We start from the raw sequence: 16,636 nt of genomic DNA, 5'->3' as shown, positions 1-16,636 counted from the left end.
GTCCCGAGGCCCCACCGTGGAGGGCCGCTCAGGCCGCCTCCGCGGTCTCCCGGTCCTCCGTGAGGAACTCCTCCAGGACCGGGGCCAGGACGTGCGGGCCCACCTCGTGCGTCTGGCCGGTCAGGGTGCGGTGCCGGGCCCGGGGGAGCGCGCCCGTCACGGCACGGGCCGCGTGCCGGGTCCCCGCCGGGCTCGCGCCCCCGTCGACCACCAGGACGCGCGCGTGGACCCGGGCGAGGAGCCGCTCCGGCACCGTCCCGTCGCCCAGGACGGCGATGTCGTACGCGAGGGTGCGGGCCAGGTCCGCGACCCCGAACCGCAGCTCCTCGGGCACGGCCGAGTCCGCCAGGAACAGGTCGAGCGCCGCGGCCCGCCGGCCCTGGCCGAGCAGCGCGGCCACCTGCCGCCACCGCTCGGCGGCCTCCGCCGAGTACGGCGGCTCGTACACCGACACCGCCCCCGCCGACAGCCCCGCGGCCACCGCGGCGAGGGCGAGCACGCCCCCCGTACCAGCCCCGTGCAGGGCGGCCCCCGCCCCGGCCTCGCCGACCACCGCGGCCAGGTCCTCGAACTCCCGCTCCACCGCGTACGGCCCCGTGTCGCCGCTTCCGCCGCGCCCCCTCCGGTCGTACGCCACGACCGAGAAGCGCCGGGCGAGGAGCCCGCCCAGCGAACGCTCGCCCTCGGCCGTCCCCAGGGCACCGCTCACCAGGACGAGCGGCGGCCCGTCCCCGTACCGCTCGTAGGCGATCGGCGTCCCGTCCCGTGACGTGACCCGTCCCTGAACCCTGCTCAGCGTGGTGCTCACCTCGTCCATGGCAGGTGAGACCGGACCCGTCACCGGAACTCATCGGCGCCCGGCGGGATTTCCCGAAAGAACTTCGGACGGCGCCGAAGCCGCTGGTCACGGCCTACGGTGGGGCCATGAACATCTGTGTCTTCCTCTCCGCGGCCGACCTCGACGAGCGCTACACGACCCCCGCCCGCGACTTCGCGCGGCTCCTCGGCAAGGCCGGCCACACCCTGGTCTGGGGCGGCTCCGACACCGGTCTGATGAAGGTCGTCGCCGACGGCGTCGAGGAGGCGGGCGGCCGGCTCGTGGGCGTCTCCGTCGACTTCCTCGCCCACAAGGCCCGCCCGAACGCGGACGAGATGGTCGTCGCCGGGGACCTGGCCGAGCGCAAGGCGCTCCTCCTCGCCAAGTCCGACGCGATCGTGGTCATGGTCGGCGGCACCGGCACCCTCGACGAGGCCACCGAGATCCTGGAGCTGAAGAAGCACGGCAAGCACACCAAGCCGGTGGTCCTGCTCAACACGGCCGGCTTCTACGACGGTCTGAAGGCCCAGTTCCGCCGGATGGACGAGGAGGGCTTCCTCCCGATCCCCCTCACCGAGCTCGTCTTCTTCGCCGAGGACGCCCCCGCGGCCCTCGCCCACCTGGAGGCGAACATCGCCGCCCGCTGATGCGAGCATGGTGACCATGGCTACACATGTGATCACCGGAGCCGGTTCCGGCATCGGCGCGGCCGTCGCGCGCCGCCTCCACGCGCGGGGGGACGAACTCGTGCTCCACGCGCGCGACGCGGGGCGGGCCAAGGAGCTCGCCGCGCAGTTCCCGGGCGCCCGCACGCTCGTCGGGGACCTCGCCGACCCGGACCGGCTCTCCTGGGCGTTCTCGCACCAGACCATGCCGGGGCGGGTGGACAGCCTGCTGCACATCGCGGGCGTCGTCGACCTCGGGCCGATCGGGGACCTCACCCCCAAGACCTGGCACCACCAGCTCAACGTCAACCTGGTCGCCCCCGCCGAACTGACCCGGCACCTGCTGCCCCAGCTGCGGGTCTCCCAGGGCCACGTCGTCTTCGTGAACTCGGGCGCCGGGCTCGCCGCGCACGCCGAGTGGGGCGCGTACGCCGCCTCCAAGCACGGCCTCAAGGCCCTCGCCGACTCCCTGCGCCACGAGGAGCACGGCAACGGCGTGCGGGTCACCTCGGTCTACCCGGGCCGTACCGCGAGCCCCATGCAGGCCAAGGTCCACTCCCAGGAGGGCAAGGAGTACGACCCGTCGAAGTGGATCGACCCCGAGTCGGTCGCGACGGCGATCCTCACCGCCATCGACCTGCCGCGCGACGCGGAGATCAACGACCTCACCGTTCGCCCGGGACGCTAGACATGAGCGAGACGAAGGCTGAAGACGACCGCGTGCTCTTCGGGCCCGCCACCGGCGTCGGGTCCATGCCCGGCGGCGACGCCCGCGAGACCGCGAAGACCGTCACCGGGTCCTTCGAGGACTTCCCGTTCCTCGCCGAGCTGCCCGCCCGGGGTCCCGGCGCCGACATGATCGGCCGGACCATCGGGATGCTCGTCGACTTCTACGCGCACGTGGAGCCGAGCGGCTGGCGGATCAGCGACCGCCCCGGCCGCGACACCAAGCGGGCCAGGTCCTGGATGGGCGAGGACCTGGACGCCCTGGAGGAGTTCACCCAGGGGTACGAGGGTCCGCTCAAGGTGCAGGCCGTGGGCCCCTGGACGCTCGCCGCGGCCCTGGAGCTGCGCGGCGGCGAGGCGGCCCTCGGCGACGCCGGCGCCTGCCGCGACCTCGTCGGCTCGCTCGCCGAGGGACTCCACGAGCACCTCGCGGACCTGCGCAAGCGGATCCCGGGCGCCCGGCTCGTCCTCCAGCTCGACGAGCCCTCGCTCACCGCCGTCCTGCGCGGTCACGTCCGTACCGCCAGCGGCTACCGCACCTACCGGGCCGTCGACCGGCAGGTCGTGGAGAGCGCCCTCCGTGAGGTGATCGCCGTCCACGACGGGCCGGTGGTCGTCCACTCCTGCGCCCCCGACGTCCCGTTCGCACTCCTCCGGCGGGCCGGCGCCTCCGGCGTCTCGTTCGACTTCTCGCTGCTCACCGAGCGTGACGAGGACACGATCGGCGAGGCCGTGGAGGCCGGTACCAAGCTCTTCGCCGGTGTGGTGGCGTCCACCGACGGCCCGTTGTCCGACCCGGGCGGTAGCGTCATGGGTGTCAGGACGCTGTGGCGCAGGCTGGGGCTGAATCCGGGGACTCTCGCGGAGTCCGTGGTCGTCACTCCCACGTGCGGGCTCGCGGGCGCTTCGCCCGCCTACGCCCGCGCGGCGCTCGCCCACTGCGCCCGGGCGGCGAGATCGCTCGCGGACAACCCAGAGTGACCGGGTTTCGAGGCACGGGAGGACGGACGAAGGTGGCAGTCGAACAGGGGGCCCTGCCCGCCGAGGCACGGGAGAAGCACGCCGATCTGGCCGAGCAGGTCGAGGCGCACCGCTTCCGGTACTACGTGAAGGACCAGCCGGTCATCAGCGACGGCGACTTCGACAAGCTCCTGCGCGCCCTGGAGGCGCTGGAGGAGGAGTACCCGGAGCTGCGGACGCCGGACTCGCCGACACAGAAGGTCGCGGGGCAGTACGAGACCGAGTTCACCTCGGTGGAGCACCGCGAGCGGATGCTCTCCCTCGACAACGCCTTCGACGACGAGGAGCTGGCCACCTGGGCCGAGCGGGTCGCACGGGACGTCGGCACCCCCGACTTCCACTACCTGTGCGAGCTCAAGGTCGACGGCCTCGCGGTCAACCTCACCTACGAGCACGGTCGGCTGACCCGGGCCGCCACCCGCGGCGACGGCCGCACCGGCGAGGACATCACGCCCAACGTCCGGACGATCGCCGACATCCCGGACCGGCTGCACGGGGACCGGATCCCGGACCTCGTGGAGATCCGCGGCGAGGTCTACTTCCCGATGGAGGCCTTCGAGGGGCTCAACGCCCGCCTGGTGGAGGCCGGCGACAAGCCCTTCGCCAACCCGAGGAACGCGGCGGCGGGTTCGCTCCGCCAGAAGGACCCCAAGGTCACCGCCTCCCGCCCGCTCCACATGGTCGTCCACGGCATCGGCGCCCGCGAGGGCTTCGACATCGACTGCCTCTCCCACGCGTACGAGCTGCTGCGCGAGTGGGGCCTGCCCACCGCCCGGCACAACAGGGTGGTCGGCTCGCTCGCCGAGGTGCGGGAGTTCATCGCGTACTTCGGGGAGAACCGTCACTCCGTGGAGCACGAGATCGACGGGGTCGTCGTCAAGCTCGACGAGATCCCGCTCCAGGGCCGGCTCGGTTCCACCGCGCGGGCCCCGCGCTGGGCGATCGCCTGGAAGTACGCGCCGGAGGAGGTCAACACCAAGCTGATCGACATCAAGGTCGGCGTCGGCAGGACCGGTCGCGTCACCCCGTACGCGCAGGTGGAGCCGGTGACCGTGGCCGGTTCCGAGGTCGAGTTCGCCACCCTCCACAACCAGGAGGTGGTGAAGGCCAAGGGCGTCCTCATCGGCGACACCGTCGTGCTGCGCAAGGCCGGCGACGTCATCCCGGAGATCCTCGGGCCCGTCGCGGACCTGCGGGACGGCAGCGAGCGGGAGTTCGTGATGCCCGCCGAGTGCCCGGAGTGCGGGACGCCGCTGAAGCCGATGAAGGAGGGCGACATCGACCTCCGCTGTCCGAACGCCCGGACCTGCCCGGCCCAGCTGCGCGAGCGGCTGTTCTTCCTCGCCGGGCGCCAGTGCCTGGACATCGAGAACTTCGGCGCGGTGGCCGCGGCGGCGCTCACCCGTCCCCTGGAGCCTTCCGAGCCCCCGCTGCTGGACGAGGGCGATCTCTTCGACCTCACCATCGAGCGGCTGCTGCCGATCAAGGCGTACGTCCTCGACCCGGACAGCGGACTGCCCAAGCGGGACCCGAAGACCGGCGAGGAGAAGATCGTCACGGTCTTCGCCAACCAGAAGGGCGAGCCGAAGAAGAACGCCCTGTCGATGCTGGAGAACATCGCGGCCGCGAAGACGCGCCCGCTGGCCCGCTTCATCAACGGTCTCTCCATCCGGCACGTGGGGCCGGTCGCGGCCGAGGCGCTGGCCCGTGAGTTCCGCTCCCTCGACCGGATCGAGCAGGCGACCGAGGAGGAGCTGGCCGCCGTCGACGGGGTCGGCGGGATCATCGCGACCGCGGTGAAGCAGTGGTTCGCCGAGGAATGGCACCGCGAGATCGTGCGCAAGTGGCGCGCGGCCGGGGTCACTCTGGAGGACGAGGGCGCCGGGGAGGACGTGGGGCCGCGTCCGCTGGAAGGCCTCACGGTCGTGGTGACCGGCACCCTGGAGAAGTTCACCAGGGATGGCGCAAAAGAGTCGCTCCAGAGCCTCGGAGCGAAGGTGACCGGTTCCGTTTCGAAGAAGACCGCCTTCGTCGTCGTCGGTGAAAACCCTGGTTCGAAGTACGACAAGGCGATGCAGCTGAAAGTTCCGGTTCTGGACGAGGACGGCTTCGCGATCCTGCTCGAACAGGGGCCCGACGCCGCCAGGGAGGCCGCGGTACCCGTCGCCGAGTAGCATCCCGACCCTCTCGCGAGGGCCCCGCCGGGCCCTCGCGACAGCCCCGCGCAGCTCACCCGTTCGGCGCATACCAGATCGTTACGGGTGGCCAGGTCGCATTCGGGCAAGAGAGGGAGAGCGCTGCCCGCCGGAGCCCTCGGCGGCCTAGTGTGGTGACAGTGCGTCTTGTCCTGCACGGCCGCGCGAGGGCTCTGCCCGTCGTGGCGTCGGGACATCGGCCCCCGTGGCACGTGTAACGGCCGCCCGACGGCAGCCGCATGACGGACGGCCGCGGGCACGCGGCCCATGGCACACCGACGGCACCGCCGCCTGTGAGAGGGACGGGAATGGAACCGACCGAGAGCGCCGCCCCGGTCCCACGGCCGCACGGCCGTGCGGGGTCCCCGGGCTTCACCTCCCGGCTGCCCGCAGCCGTGGTGGGCATCGCCGCCGTCGTACTCGTCGTCGGGCTCCAGCAAGCCCTGAGCGCCGGCACCGGACTCTTCCCCGGCGGGGTCACCGGCTGGTCCCTCGCCGTCCTCACCGGCCTCATCGTCGGCCACCTGGTCGCCCTCGGCCGTGACCGCTGGTGGGGAGGCACCGGTTCGGGCGCCGCCCTCACCCTCGCCGTCCTCCTGCTCTACGGCTGGGTGCCCGCCGGACTCGTCTCGCTGACGGTCGTCACCCTGGTCGGCGCCGCCCGCCGGCACCGCTGGCGCCAGGGCCTGCTGCACGGCGCCGCCGACATCCTCGGCGTCGCCGCCGCCGCCCTCGTCCTCGCCCTCTTCGGCGACGTCCCCACGGTCGAACAGCCCTGGCAGCCCCTCGACTGGACGATCGGGGACCTCCCGGAAGTCGTGCTCGCCGCCGCCACCTACCTCGTGGTGACCCGGCTCCTCCTGTGGTACACGCTCGCCCCCCAGGGCCGCGGACTGCCCACCGTCGCCCGCACCGCCCTCCTGCGGCAGGGCCTCGTCGCCGTCGCGCTGCTCGGCATCGCCCCGCTGATCTGCGTCGTCGCCGCCACCCGGCCCGTCCTGCTGCCGCTCTTCGCCGTCCCCCTCATCGCCCTCGACTCCACCCTGTGGATCGCCCGCGCCCGCGCCGAGGAGCAGCTGCGCGACCCGCTGACCGGACTCCCCAACCGCCAGTGGCTCCTGGAGCGGGCCTGGACCGCCCTGGAGGAGGCCGAGGGCGAAGGGGCCCGCGCCGCCCTCGTCCTGATCGACCTCGACCGTTTCCGATCGGTCAACGACACCCTCGGACACCTCGCGGGCGACCGGCTGCTCCTCCAGATCGCCGAACGCCTCCGCCTCGCCCTGCCCCGCGGCGCCGAGGCCGCCCGCCTCGGCGGCGACGAGTTCGCCGTCCTGCTGCCCACCGCCGACTCCACCACCAGTGCCCAGCGGGTCGCCCGCCACCTCGTCGCCGAACTCTCCTCCCCGCTCGACCTCGACGGACTCACCCTCGTCCTGGAGGCCAGCGCCGGCGTCGCCGTCTTCCCCGACCACGCCCTCGACGCCGAGGGCCTGCTGCGCCGCGCCGACGTCGCCATGTACCAGGCCAAGCGCGACCGCACCGGCGTCGAGGTCTACGAGTCCAAGCGCGACTCCAACACCCCCGACCGGCTCGGCCTCCTCGGCGACCTGCGCCGCGCCCTCGACGCCGGCGAGGTCGAACTCCACTACCAGCCCAAGGTGCGCTTCGACGGCCAGGTCGCCGGACTCGAAGCGCTCGTCCGATGGGTCCACCCCGAGCGCGGCAAGGTCCCGCCGGACGAGTTCATCGCCATCGCCGAGTCCTCCGGCCTGATGCCCCACCTCACCGAGTACGTCCTGGAGACCGCCCTCGCCCAGGTCGCCCGCTGGCGCGCCCAGGGCCTCAACGTGCCGGTCGCCGTCAACGTCTCCCCGCGCGACGTGCACACCCCCGGCTTCGCGGGTGCCGTCGCCGCCCGGCTCGCCCGCCACGGCGTCCCGGCCGGAGCGCTCCAGCTGGAGATAACGGAGCACGTCCTCCTGGAGGACCCCCAGCGGGCCGCCGACACGCTCAACGGCCTCACCGGCCACGGCGTCAAGATGTCCCTCGACGACTTCGGCACCGGCTACTCCTCGCTCGTCCATCTGCGCCGGCTCCCCGTCAGCGAACTGAAGATCGACCGCTCCTTCGTGGCCCGGCTCGCCGTCGACACCGAGGACGCCGAGATCGTCCGCTGCACCGTCGACCTCGCCCACTCCCTCGGCCTCCTCGTCGTCGCCGAGGGCGTCGAGGACGACGAGACCTGGGAGCGCCTGCGCGACCTGGGCTGCGACGCCGTCCAGGGCTGGCTGGTCGCCGCCGCGATGCCGCCCGGCGAGGCCACCGCCTGGCTCCTCGCCCGCGGCGAGCACGGCTGGCGCCGACCCGCCGACATCGCCGCCGAGATCGCCGTGGACCAGCCCTCCGGCCACGTCGTCCAGTAGGCCGTGTCACCCCGGCGCGACGACCCCGGGCAAACCGTTTCACGGGCAGCGGCACCGGCCCCATAGGATGGGCCCACACCATCAAGCTCACCCCGTGAGGATCCGCATGCCTGGCATCACGCGCGAGGAGGTCGCCCACCTCGCACGGCTGGCGCGTCTGGAGCTGAAGGGCGAAGAACTCGATCACTTCGCCGGCCAGCTCGACGACATCATCGGCGCGGTCGCCCGCGTCTCCGAGGTCGCCGACCAAGACGTACCGCCGACCTCCCACCCGCTGCCGCTGACCAATGTCATGCGCGCGGACGAGGTCCGTCCGTCGCTCACCCCCGAGCAGGCGCTCTCCGGCGCCCCGGCCCAGGAGCAGCAGCGTTTCAAGGTGCCGCAGATCCTGGGGGAGGACTAACAGTCATGACGGACAACATCATCAAGCTCACCGCGGCCGAGATCGCCGGGAAGATCGCCTCCGGCGAACTGACCGCCGTCGAGGTCACCGAGGCGCACCTCGCCCGTATCGAGGCCGTCGACGAGAAGGTCCACGCCTTCCTGCACGTCGACCGTGAGGGCGCGCTCGCCCAGGCCCGTGCCGTCGACGAGAAGCGCGCCCGCGGCGAGAAGCTCGGCCCGCTCGCCGGTGTGCCGCTCGCGCTCAAGGACATCTTCACCACCGCCGGCATGCCGACGACCGTGGGCTCGAAGATCCTCGAGGGCTGGATCCCGCCGTACGACGCGACGCTGGTCAAGAACCTGAAGGCCGCCGACGTCGTCATCCTCGGCAAGACCAACATGGACGAGTTCGCCATGGGGTCGTCCACCGAGAACAGCGCGTACGGTCCGACCGGCAACCCCTGGGACCTGACCCGGATCCCCGGCGGCTCCGGCGGCGGCTCGTCCGCCGCCCTCGCCGCGTACGAGGCGCCCCTCGCCATCGGCACGGACACCGGCGGTTCCATCCGCCAGCCCGCCGCCGTCACCGGCACCGTCGGCGTCAAGCCGACGTACGGCGGCGTCTCCCGCTACGGCATGGTGGCCTTCTCGTCCTCCCTCGACCAGGGCGGCCCCTGCGCCCGTACGGTCCTGGACGCGGCCCTCCTGCACGAGGCGATCGCCGGGCACGACCCGCTCGACTCGACCTCCATCGACGCCCCGGTCCCGCCGGTCGTCGAGGCCGCGCGCAACGGCTCGGTCGCCGGCATGCGCGTCGGCGTCGTCAAGCAGTTCCGCGGCGAGGGCTACCAGGCCGGTGTCGTGCAGCGCTTCGACGAGTCCGTCGAACTGCTCAAGTCGCTGGGCGCCGAGATCGTCGAGCTGGACTGCCCGACCTTCGACCTCGCCCTCTCGGCGTACTACCTGATCGCGCCGTCCGAGTGCTCCTCGAACCTGGCCCGCTTCGACGCCATGCGTTACGGCCTCCGGGTCGGCGACGACGGCACGCGGTCCGCCGAGGACGTCACCGCCCTCACCCGTGAGGCGGGCTTCGGCGACGAGGTCAAGCGCCGCATCATCCTCGGTACGTACGCGCTCAGCTCCGGCTACTACGACGCGTACTACGGCTCGGCCCAGAAGGTCCGGACCCTGATCACCCGCGAGTTCGAGAAGGCCTTCGAGGAGGTGGACGTGATCGTCTCCCCGACGACCCCCACCACCGCCTTCCCGATCGGCGAGCGCGCCGACGACCCGATGGCGATGTACCTCGCGGACCTGTGCACCATCCCGACCAACCTGGCCGGCAACGCCGCCATGTCGCTGCCCTGCGGCCTGGCGCCCGAGGACGGTCTGCCGGTCGGTCTGCAGATCATCGCTCCCGCCATGAAGGACGACCGGCTGTACAAGGTCGGCGCCGCCGTCGAGGCCGCCTTCGTGGAAAAGTGGGGGCACCCACTGCTCGAGGAGGCTCCGTCGCTGTGAGTACCAGTGCACTGCAGAAGGCCAAGGGCTTCAAGAAGTCCAAGACCGGCACGTACCTGTCCATCGGCACCACCGCGTTCGGCCTGATGGGCGTCGTCAAGCGCGCCCGTACGGCCCGCAGCGAGCACGACACGCTCAAGCTGATCGACGCCGTCGTCTCCGCCGCCGCCATCGCCACCGGTGTCGCTCTCCTCGTTCGCGAGCTGAAGCGCATCGGTGACGACGACGTCCTGTTCGGCTGAGGCCGAAGGCATCAGAGGGAATTCTCGTGACTGTCACTGAACTGCTGTCGTACGAAGCGGCGCTCGCCGAGTACGACCCCGTCATGGGCCTGGAGGTCCATGTCGAGCTCGGCACCAAGACGAAGATGTTCTGCGGCTGCTCGACCGAGCTGGGCGCCGAGCCGAACTCGCAGACCTGCCCGACCTGCCTCGGTCTGCCCGGCTCGCTGCCCGTCGTCAACGCGATCGGCGTCGAGTCCGCCATCAAGATCGGCCTCGCGCTGCACTGCGAGATCGCCGAGTGGTGCCGCTTCGCCCGGAAGAACTACTTCTATCCGGACATGCCGAAGAACTTCCAGACCTCCCAGTACGACGAGCCGATCGCCTTCAACGGCTACCTGGACGTCCAGCTGGAGGACGGCGAGGTCTTCCGCGTGGAGATCGAGCGCGCCCACATGGAGGAGGACACCGGCAAGTCGCTGCACGTCGGCGGCGCCACCGGCCGTATCCACGGCGCGTCCCACTCCCTGCTCGACTACAACCGGGCCGGCATCCCCCTCATCGAGATCGTCACCAAGCCGATCGAGGGCGCGGGCGAGCGGGCCCCCGAGGTCGCCAAGGCGTACGTCGCCGAGCTGCGCGAGCTGATCCGCGCGCTCGACGTCTCCGAGGCGCGCATGGACAAGGGCCAGATGCGCTGCGACGTGAACCTGTCGCTGCGCCCGCACGGCCGGGAGACCTTCGGCACCCGCTCGGAGACGAAGAACGTCAACTCGCTCCGTTCGGTGGAGCGCGCTGCCCGCTTCGAGATCCAGCGCCACGCCGCGGTGCTGTCCTCCGGCGGCACGATCGTGCAGGAGACCCGTCACTTCCACGAGGAGGACGGCTCCACCACCTCGGGCCGCATCAAGGACAACGCCGAGGACTACCGGTACTTCCCGGAGCCCGACCTCGTCCCCGTCGCCCCGGCCCGCGAGTGGGTCGAGGAGCTCCGCAAGGGCCTGCCCGAGCTGCCGCGGGTGCGCCGCAACCGGCTGCGCGAGGAGTGGGGCGTGTCCGAGCTGGACATGCAGTCCATCCTCAACGCCGGCGCGGTCGACGCGATCGTCGCCACGATCGAGGCCGGCGCGGACGCGGCCTCGGCCCGCAAGTGGTGGATGGGCGAGCTCGCCCGTAACGCCAACGAGCAGGGCGTCTCGCTCGAAGAGCTGGCGATCACCCCGGCGGACGTGGCCCGGGTCTCCGCCCTGGTCGCCGCCGGCGACCTGAACGACAAGCTGGCCCGTCAGGTCATCGAGGGCGTTCTCGCCGGCGAGGGCACCCCGGACGCGGTCGTCGAGAAGCGCGGTCTGAAGGTCGTCTCCGACGAGGGCGCGCTCGGCACGGCGGTCGAGGAGGCCATCGCGGCCAACGCGGCCATCGCCGACAAGATCCGCGGCGGCAAGGTCGCCGCGGTCGGCGCCCTGGTCGGCGCGGTCATGAAGGCCACCCGCGGTCAGGCCGACGCGGCGCGCGTGAAGGACCTGATCCTGGAGAAGCTGGGCGTCAGCGAAGGCTGAGCGTCTGCTGCTCGTACGGACATGTGAACGGCCCCGCACCGGAGTTCCGGTGCGGGGCCGTTCCGTGTGCGTGCCGGGTCAGCGGCGCAGGATCGGGGCGGCGATGACTCCGCTGCCCGAGTCGGTGCAGGTCTCCTCGACCTTGAGGCGCAGGCGCAGCGCCCCTTCGATCTTCAGGGACTTGGTGATCGGCTTGCCCAGGTCGACGGTCTCGTTGAAGAGGGCCGGCTGGTCGTCCACGGAGACGATGATCCGGGCGGTCTCGATGTTCGACCCGTCGTCGATCCCGGCGGTGAAGTCGAACCAGGACCATTCGCGGTTGAGGTCGTACTCGACATACGCGCCGTTGTAGCAGTCGCCGATGAGGGCGGCCCCGTACTCCTTGGTGTCGATCTTCGCGGTGCCGACGGAGAAGCGGTCGGGGTCGCTGACGGAGGCGAGCGTGGTCAGATCGGCGGTGGGCGCGTCAGGCACGGTCCCGGGGTCGTCGGTCGGACTCGCCGACTCCTCCGGGTCCGTGGTCGGCGGGTCGGTCGGCTCCTCGGTGGTCGGCTCGTCCGTGGGCTCCTCGGTCGGCGCCTCGGTGGTGGGGTCGGGCGTGGAGGAGGCGGTGGTCGCGGACGGCGTACCGCCCTTGCCCTCGGTGCCCTTGTCCTCCTTGTCGCCGAGCAGCCGGATCCCGATCACCGCGAGCACGGCGACGAGGAGGACCCCGGCCACGGCGCCGATGAGCGGGCCCTTGCGGCGGCGGCGAGGTTCGGGCGCCGGGGGAGGGGAGGTCGCCGCCACGGGGGACGGGGGAGGAGTCGGCGGTCCGAAGCCGGGGGCGCCGAAGCCGGGGGTGGCGACGGTGGGCGGCTCGGCGGACTGCGGGGCCACGGACCCGAGACCCACGGACTGCGGAGCCACCGGCTGCGGGGTCACGGGCTGCGGGGTCACGGGCGGCTGGGCCGCAGGCTGGGGGGTCACGGGCGGCTGGGCCGCCGGAGGTGCGGCCTCCGGTGGAGCCGCCGCGGGCGCGGCCACAACCGGCGCCTGGGGCGGTGTGGCGGGCTGCGGCGGCAGCGCGGGGCGTGCGGGCGGTGTCGAGGGGGCGGGCGGCACCGCGTCCTCGACCTTCGCCGGGCGGGAGGTCGTCGTGGACACCACCCCGTGCCGTACGTCCTTCACCCAGGCCGACAGGGACAGCGGCCGCCGGCCCGCGTCGGCCGCGGCGATGCTCAGCACCCGCTCCCGCTGCTCCGCCGGCAGCCCCGCGATCTGCGGCAGCGCACCGAGCGCGGACACCAGCTGTTCGGGGGCGGTCGGCGGGGACTGGCCGCTGAGCAGGAAGTACGCGATGGCTCCGAAGGCGTAGCGGTCCGTGCCCGGGGTCCGCTTGCCCTCGAAGATCTCCGGGGCGGCGTAGCCGGGGGTGAACCACACCTCGGCGGTCTGGTGGTCGGCGGTCAGCTTGCTCAGTCCGAAGTCGACGAGGGTCGCCTGCCCGTGCTCGTCGACCATGACGTTGCCCGGGGACAGGTCGCCGTGCACGACCGTGCGTCCGGACGGGGTGGCCTTGCCGGAGTGCAGCCAGTCGAGGACGTCGGCGAGTTGCTCCAGGGTCCGCATCACCTCGCGCCGCTCGCCGGGTGTGGCGAGGGTGCGTTCGGCCCGCCAGTCGCGCAGGTCGAGGCCGTCGACATGGTTCATGACGAGGACCAGGGCCCGGCCGGTGATCGTCCCGGACTCGCCGGGGCGGTGGATCGGCGGCCCCTGGAAGTGCTCCCGCACCCCGACGACGCCGGGCCGGTGGACGAAACGCAGCAGCTCGGCCTGTTCGTTCCACTTCTGGCTGATCCGCTCGAAGACCTCGGGCGTGATCGTGGTCTTCGAGTCGAGCACCTTGACGACGACGGGCTCGGCGCCACCGGCCAGCTCGATCTCCGCAAGATAGAGCACGGCCTCACCGCCCCGCCCGATGGACCGCAGCAGCCGATACCGGTCAGGTGTGGAGTCGGGGCCGATGTGGTGTGCGGTGTTGCTCAAGTTTCCCCCAGAGCACAGTGATTGACAGGCCATCAGCTTGCCGCCCGGGCGGGCCCCTGGTCAACGCGGCTGCGGGTCCCCGCCCCGACACCCGGTCGCTCCCGGTCGGGCGGGACCGGGGGGAGGGGCGGTCGCCCGAAGGCTGGCGCAGTTGACGCGGCACGGAGGAGCGAAGCAGGAGATGATCACTCAGATTCGGATCGACGGGTTCAAGTCGTTCCGCCGGTTCTCCCTCGACGTGCCGCCGACGCTGATCATGCTGGGCGCGAACGGCGCGGGGAAGTCGAACCTGTTCGACGCCCTCCGGCTCGTCGCCGGGACCGCGGACCGGGGCTTCGAGGAGACGGTCCGCTCGGACCCCCGGCTGACCCCGGCGCGGTTCTTCCGCGCGGGGCGGGGTGAGTCCGTCAGGGAGCGGGGGTGCTCGCGCAGGTTCCCTCGTACCGGAGGTGGTGCGACGACACCGAGCGGGCGCTGAGGGAGATCCGCTTCCTTTAGGTCGTGTCCGGAAACCAGCGTGGTCTGCCCGCAGGGCAGGGCCCGCGGCGTCTGGTGCGTGCCAGGCGCCGCGGGCCAGGCGGGGCTTTCCGGACACGGCCGAGCGCCCGTCCGGCGGATCATGGCCGGAAATCGCTTGGATTCCCGTCACGTTCTCTTGGACGTTCACCACCGCGCCCCCGTCGGGTCTTCTCCGTGTCATCCCGTCTCACTACCGTCCCCGGCGTACCACCCAATGGCTCGAAGGCGAACCATTGGTCGTCGACTGGAGGTCGGTCTTGTCATCCGAGATGTCCCGCAGAAGGCTCCTCGCGCTGGGCGGAGGCGCCCTCGGTGTCGCCGCCGCCGGCTCCTTGCTGCCGCCGTCGTTGCAGGCCGCGATGGCCGCGGAGCCCCCGGCCGGGGGGATGTCGGCGGTCCGGCACGTGGTGATCCTGATGCAGGAGAACCGATCCTTCGACCACTACTTCGGCACCCTCCGCGGCGTCCGCGGATTCGGCGACCGCAATGCCATTGAACTGCCCTCCGGCAAGCCGGTGTTCGAGCAGCCCGCCGCGCTCGGTCGGACCGTGCTGCCCTTCCCGATCCGCGGCGCGGCCGAGACGCAGCAGAAGGACCTCCAGTACATCGGGGACCTCGACCACTCCTGGGGCGGCGGCGGCAAGGCCTGGCACGGTGGCTGGATGGACGGATGGGTCTCGGCCAAGACCGCCGCGACCATGGCGTACTACGACCGGCAGGACATCCCCCTGCACTACGAGCTCGCCGACACCTTCACCGTCTGCGACGCCTACCACTCGTCCATCCACACCTCGACGAGCCCCAACCGCAACCACCTCTGGTCCGGCTGGACCGGCTTCGAGGCCGACGGCAGCCGGGCGGTCACCAACGCCGCGTACGCCGAGGGCACCCACCCCGGCTACGGCTGGTCCACCTACGCGGAGCGGCTCGAAGCCGCCGGGCGCAGCTGGAAGACGTACACCGAGTGGGAGAACTTCACCGACAACAACATCGAGTTCTTCACCACCTTCAAGAAGATCGCCCGCAAGGCGCTCGCCGGGACCGGCGGGCACACCTTCATGGAGTCCTTCTACGCCGCCGTCCGCGACACCGACGACGCCACCGAGCGCGCCCGTCTGCTCGGGCTCCTGGAGGAGGGCGTGGCGACCCTCACCGACGCCGAGCGCTCCCTCTTCGAGCGCGGACTGCGCCGCGTCGAGAGCGGCACCCTCGCCGACGCCTTCCGTGCCGACGTCGCCGCCGGCACCCTCCCCGAGGTCTCCTACCTCGTGCCGTCCGCGATCGACTCGGAGCACCCCGGCTCCTCCTCGCCGATCGCCTCCGCGACCCTCGTCTACAAGGTGCTCGACGCCCTCGGCGCGCACCCGGACGTCTGGCGCCACACCGTCGTCCTGATCAACTACGACGAGAACGACGGCTTCTTCGACCACGTGCCGCCGCCGGTCCCGCCCGCGGAGAACACGGACGAGCGCTGGAAGGGCCAGCCCACAGGGCTGGGCATCCGGGTCCCGCTGCTCGTCGTCTCGCCCTGGTCCGTCGGCGGCTACGTCTGCTCCGAGACCTTCGACCACACCTCGGTGATCCGGTTCCTGGAACAGCTCACGGGCATCCGGGAGCCCCAGATCACCCCCTGGCGCCGGGCCGTCACCGGTGACCTGACCTCCGCCTTCGACTTCGAGCGGGCCCGGCGGCAGCCCGAGGTCGAGCAGCCGGGCCCGATCCCGCCCTTCACCGGCCGCTGGCGCCCGCAGCCCCCGGCCGTGCAGCAGATGCCGGTCCAGGAGCCCGGGGTCCGCCGCGCCCGCCCGCTGCCGTACCAGCCGGACGCCTCGGCGACCTTCGCGGCCGCCGCGGCCGGTTCCGTCCGCGTGGCGCTCAGCAACAAGGGGAAGGCGAGCGCGCACTTCGCGCTCTACCCCTACGCGGGTGAGTTCGCCGTCCCGCAGCACCAGGACGTCAGGGGGACGGGGGAGTGGACCGTCCCCGTTCCGGGTGATCATTACCGCTTCACGATCACCGGCCCCAACGGCTTCCGCCGTGAGTTCGCGGGCCCCGCCGCCGGCGGCGCCGAGCTCGCCTCCCGGATCGATCATCACGACCGTGACCTGCATCTCACCGTACGGAACACGGGCTCGGCCCCCGTCTCCTTCACGGTGAGGCCGCTCGGGTACGTGGACGAGGACGACCTCGCCGACTGGACCCGCACCGTCACCGTGAAGCCCGGGAAGACCCGTACCGTCGTCCACTCCGCCGCCGACGCGCACGGCTGGTACGACGTCGAGGTGACCGCACCCGGTGGATTCCGCCGCCGGCTCATGGGTCACATCGAGAACGGCCGTGCCAGCGTCTCCGGCTGAGCACCCACGGTGAGCCGTTGTGCCCGGAGGGTCGGGACCGAGGTCCGGGACCTCCGCCCCGACCTTCCGGGCACTCCTGTGAGCATCGACACGAAACGGGCAAACGATCACGTTTGACTGCCACAGTGGGCCCACGTAGCTCATGCGTTCTTTTCGGGCGTTCTCCCGCGAAAGATCCACGAACCACCCAGGGAGCACGTC

13 protein-coding genes are annotated in these 16,636 nt (G+C 72.0%); 11 read left to right on the top strand and 2 right to left on the bottom strand.

Annotated elements, in window-relative coordinates:
• Window positions 1–28: 28 nt before the first annotated feature.
• Window positions 29–817, bottom strand: a complete 789-nt coding sequence (locus OG259_RS12990) for an alpha/beta fold hydrolase (protein WP_328942409.1) — start codon at window positions 815–817, stop codon at window positions 29–31.
• A gap of 107 nt (window positions 818–924) precedes the next feature.
• Between OG259_RS12990 and OG259_RS12985 the strand changes: the two genes are divergently transcribed.
• The 9 genes from OG259_RS12985 to gatB all read left to right on the top strand — a co-directional run bounded on the left by OG259_RS12985 (window position 925) and on the right by gatB (window position 11,531).
• A complete protein-coding gene (locus tag OG259_RS12985) occupies window positions 925–1,464 on the top strand; it encodes a TIGR00730 family Rossman fold protein (protein WP_328942408.1) in 540 nt (179 codons plus the stop codon).
• 7 nt (window positions 1,465–1,471) lie between these two features.
• Window positions 1,472–2,170, top strand: coding sequence for an SDR family oxidoreductase (locus OG259_RS12980; protein WP_328942407.1), 699 nt, complete (start codon window positions 1,472–1,474; stop codon window positions 2,168–2,170).
• Between the two features lie 2 nt (window positions 2,171–2,172).
• Window positions 2,173–3,189, top strand: coding sequence for a methionine synthase (locus tag OG259_RS12975; RefSeq protein ID WP_328942406.1), 1,017 nt, complete (start codon window positions 2,173–2,175; stop codon window positions 3,187–3,189).
• A 32-nt stretch (window positions 3,190–3,221) separates the two neighbouring features.
• Complete coding sequence (ligA, locus tag OG259_RS12970; RefSeq protein WP_328942405.1) at window positions 3,222–5,402, top strand: NAD-dependent DNA ligase LigA; 2,181 nt, start codon at window positions 3,222–3,224, stop codon at window positions 5,400–5,402.
• Window positions 5,403–5,731: 329 nt separating this feature from the next.
• The gene (locus OG259_RS12965; RefSeq protein WP_328942404.1) at window positions 5,732–7,846 is read left to right on the top strand and encodes a putative bifunctional diguanylate cyclase/phosphodiesterase; all 2,115 of its coding nucleotides are present in this window, start codon (window positions 5,732–5,734) and stop codon (window positions 7,844–7,846) included.
• A gap of 106 nt (window positions 7,847–7,952) precedes the next feature.
• Entirely contained in the window at window positions 7,953–8,249 is a 297-nt protein-coding gene (gene gatC / locus OG259_RS12960) for an Asp-tRNA(Asn)/Glu-tRNA(Gln) amidotransferase subunit GatC (RefSeq protein WP_015036350.1), read from the top strand.
• A 5-nt stretch (window positions 8,250–8,254) separates the two neighbouring features.
• Window positions 8,255–9,751: an Asp-tRNA(Asn)/Glu-tRNA(Gln) amidotransferase subunit GatA gene (gatA, locus tag OG259_RS12955; RefSeq protein WP_328942403.1), complete on the top strand. Its 1,497-nt coding sequence runs from the start codon at window positions 8,255–8,257 to the stop codon at window positions 9,749–9,751.
• The gene (locus tag OG259_RS12950) at window positions 9,748–9,993 is read left to right on the top strand and encodes a hypothetical protein (protein WP_189830837.1); all 246 of its coding nucleotides are present in this window, start codon (window positions 9,748–9,750) and stop codon (window positions 9,991–9,993) included. Before gatA ends, OG259_RS12950 begins: the two co-directional genes overlap by 4 nt.
• A 26-nt stretch (window positions 9,994–10,019) precedes the next feature.
• The gene (gene gatB, locus OG259_RS12945) at window positions 10,020–11,531 is read left to right on the top strand and encodes an Asp-tRNA(Asn)/Glu-tRNA(Gln) amidotransferase subunit GatB (protein ID WP_328942402.1); all 1,512 of its coding nucleotides are present in this window, start codon (window positions 10,020–10,022) and stop codon (window positions 11,529–11,531) included.
• Between the two features lie 78 nt (window positions 11,532–11,609).
• On the opposite strand, the gene OG259_RS12940 is transcribed toward gatB, so the two are convergent.
• Window positions 11,610–13,559, bottom strand: coding sequence for a protein kinase domain-containing protein (locus OG259_RS12940; RefSeq protein ID WP_328942401.1), 1,950 nt, complete (start codon window positions 13,557–13,559; stop codon window positions 11,610–11,612).
• Window positions 13,560–13,740: 181 nt separating this feature from the next.
• On the opposite strand from OG259_RS12940, the gene OG259_RS12935 reads away from it, so the two are divergent.
• Both OG259_RS12935 and OG259_RS12930 read left to right on the top strand, forming a co-directional pair.
• Window positions 13,741–14,037: an AAA family ATPase gene (locus OG259_RS12935; RefSeq protein ID WP_328942400.1), complete on the top strand. Its 297-nt coding sequence runs from the start codon at window positions 13,741–13,743 to the stop codon at window positions 14,035–14,037.
• Between the two features lie 298 nt (window positions 14,038–14,335).
• A complete protein-coding gene (locus OG259_RS12930) occupies window positions 14,336–16,435 on the top strand; it encodes a phosphocholine-specific phospholipase C (protein ID WP_328942399.1) in 2,100 nt (699 codons plus the stop codon).
• The last annotated feature ends 201 nt before the right edge of the window (window positions 16,436–16,636 follow it).

Source organism: Streptomyces sp. NBC_00250 (assembly GCF_036192275.1).
Lineage (GTDB): Bacteria > Actinomycetota > Actinomycetes > Streptomycetales > Streptomycetaceae > Streptomyces.
This window is presented reverse-complemented; position numbering and strand designations above follow the sequence as displayed.

Coding starts and splice junctions, on each gene's coding strand:
- OG259_RS12990 (WP_328942409.1), bottom strand. CDS start 817: ATGGACGAGGTGAGCACCACGCTGAGCAGGGTTCAGGGACGGGTCACG.
- OG259_RS12985 (WP_328942408.1), top strand. CDS start 925: ATGAACATCTGTGTCTTCCTCTCCGCGGCCGACCTCGACGAGCGCTAC.
- OG259_RS12980 (WP_328942407.1), top strand. CDS start 1,472: ATGGTGACCATGGCTACACATGTGATCACCGGAGCCGGTTCCGGCATC.
- OG259_RS12975 (WP_328942406.1), top strand. CDS start 2,173: ATGAGCGAGACGAAGGCTGAAGACGACCGCGTGCTCTTCGGGCCCGCC.
- OG259_RS12965 (WP_328942404.1), top strand. CDS start 5,732: ATGGAACCGACCGAGAGCGCCGCCCCGGTCCCACGGCCGCACGGCCGT.
- gatC (WP_015036350.1), top strand. CDS start 7,953: ATGCCTGGCATCACGCGCGAGGAGGTCGCCCACCTCGCACGGCTGGCG.
- gatA (WP_328942403.1), top strand. CDS start 8,255: ATGACGGACAACATCATCAAGCTCACCGCGGCCGAGATCGCCGGGAAG.
- OG259_RS12935 (WP_328942400.1), top strand. CDS start 13,741: ATGATCACTCAGATTCGGATCGACGGGTTCAAGTCGTTCCGCCGGTTC.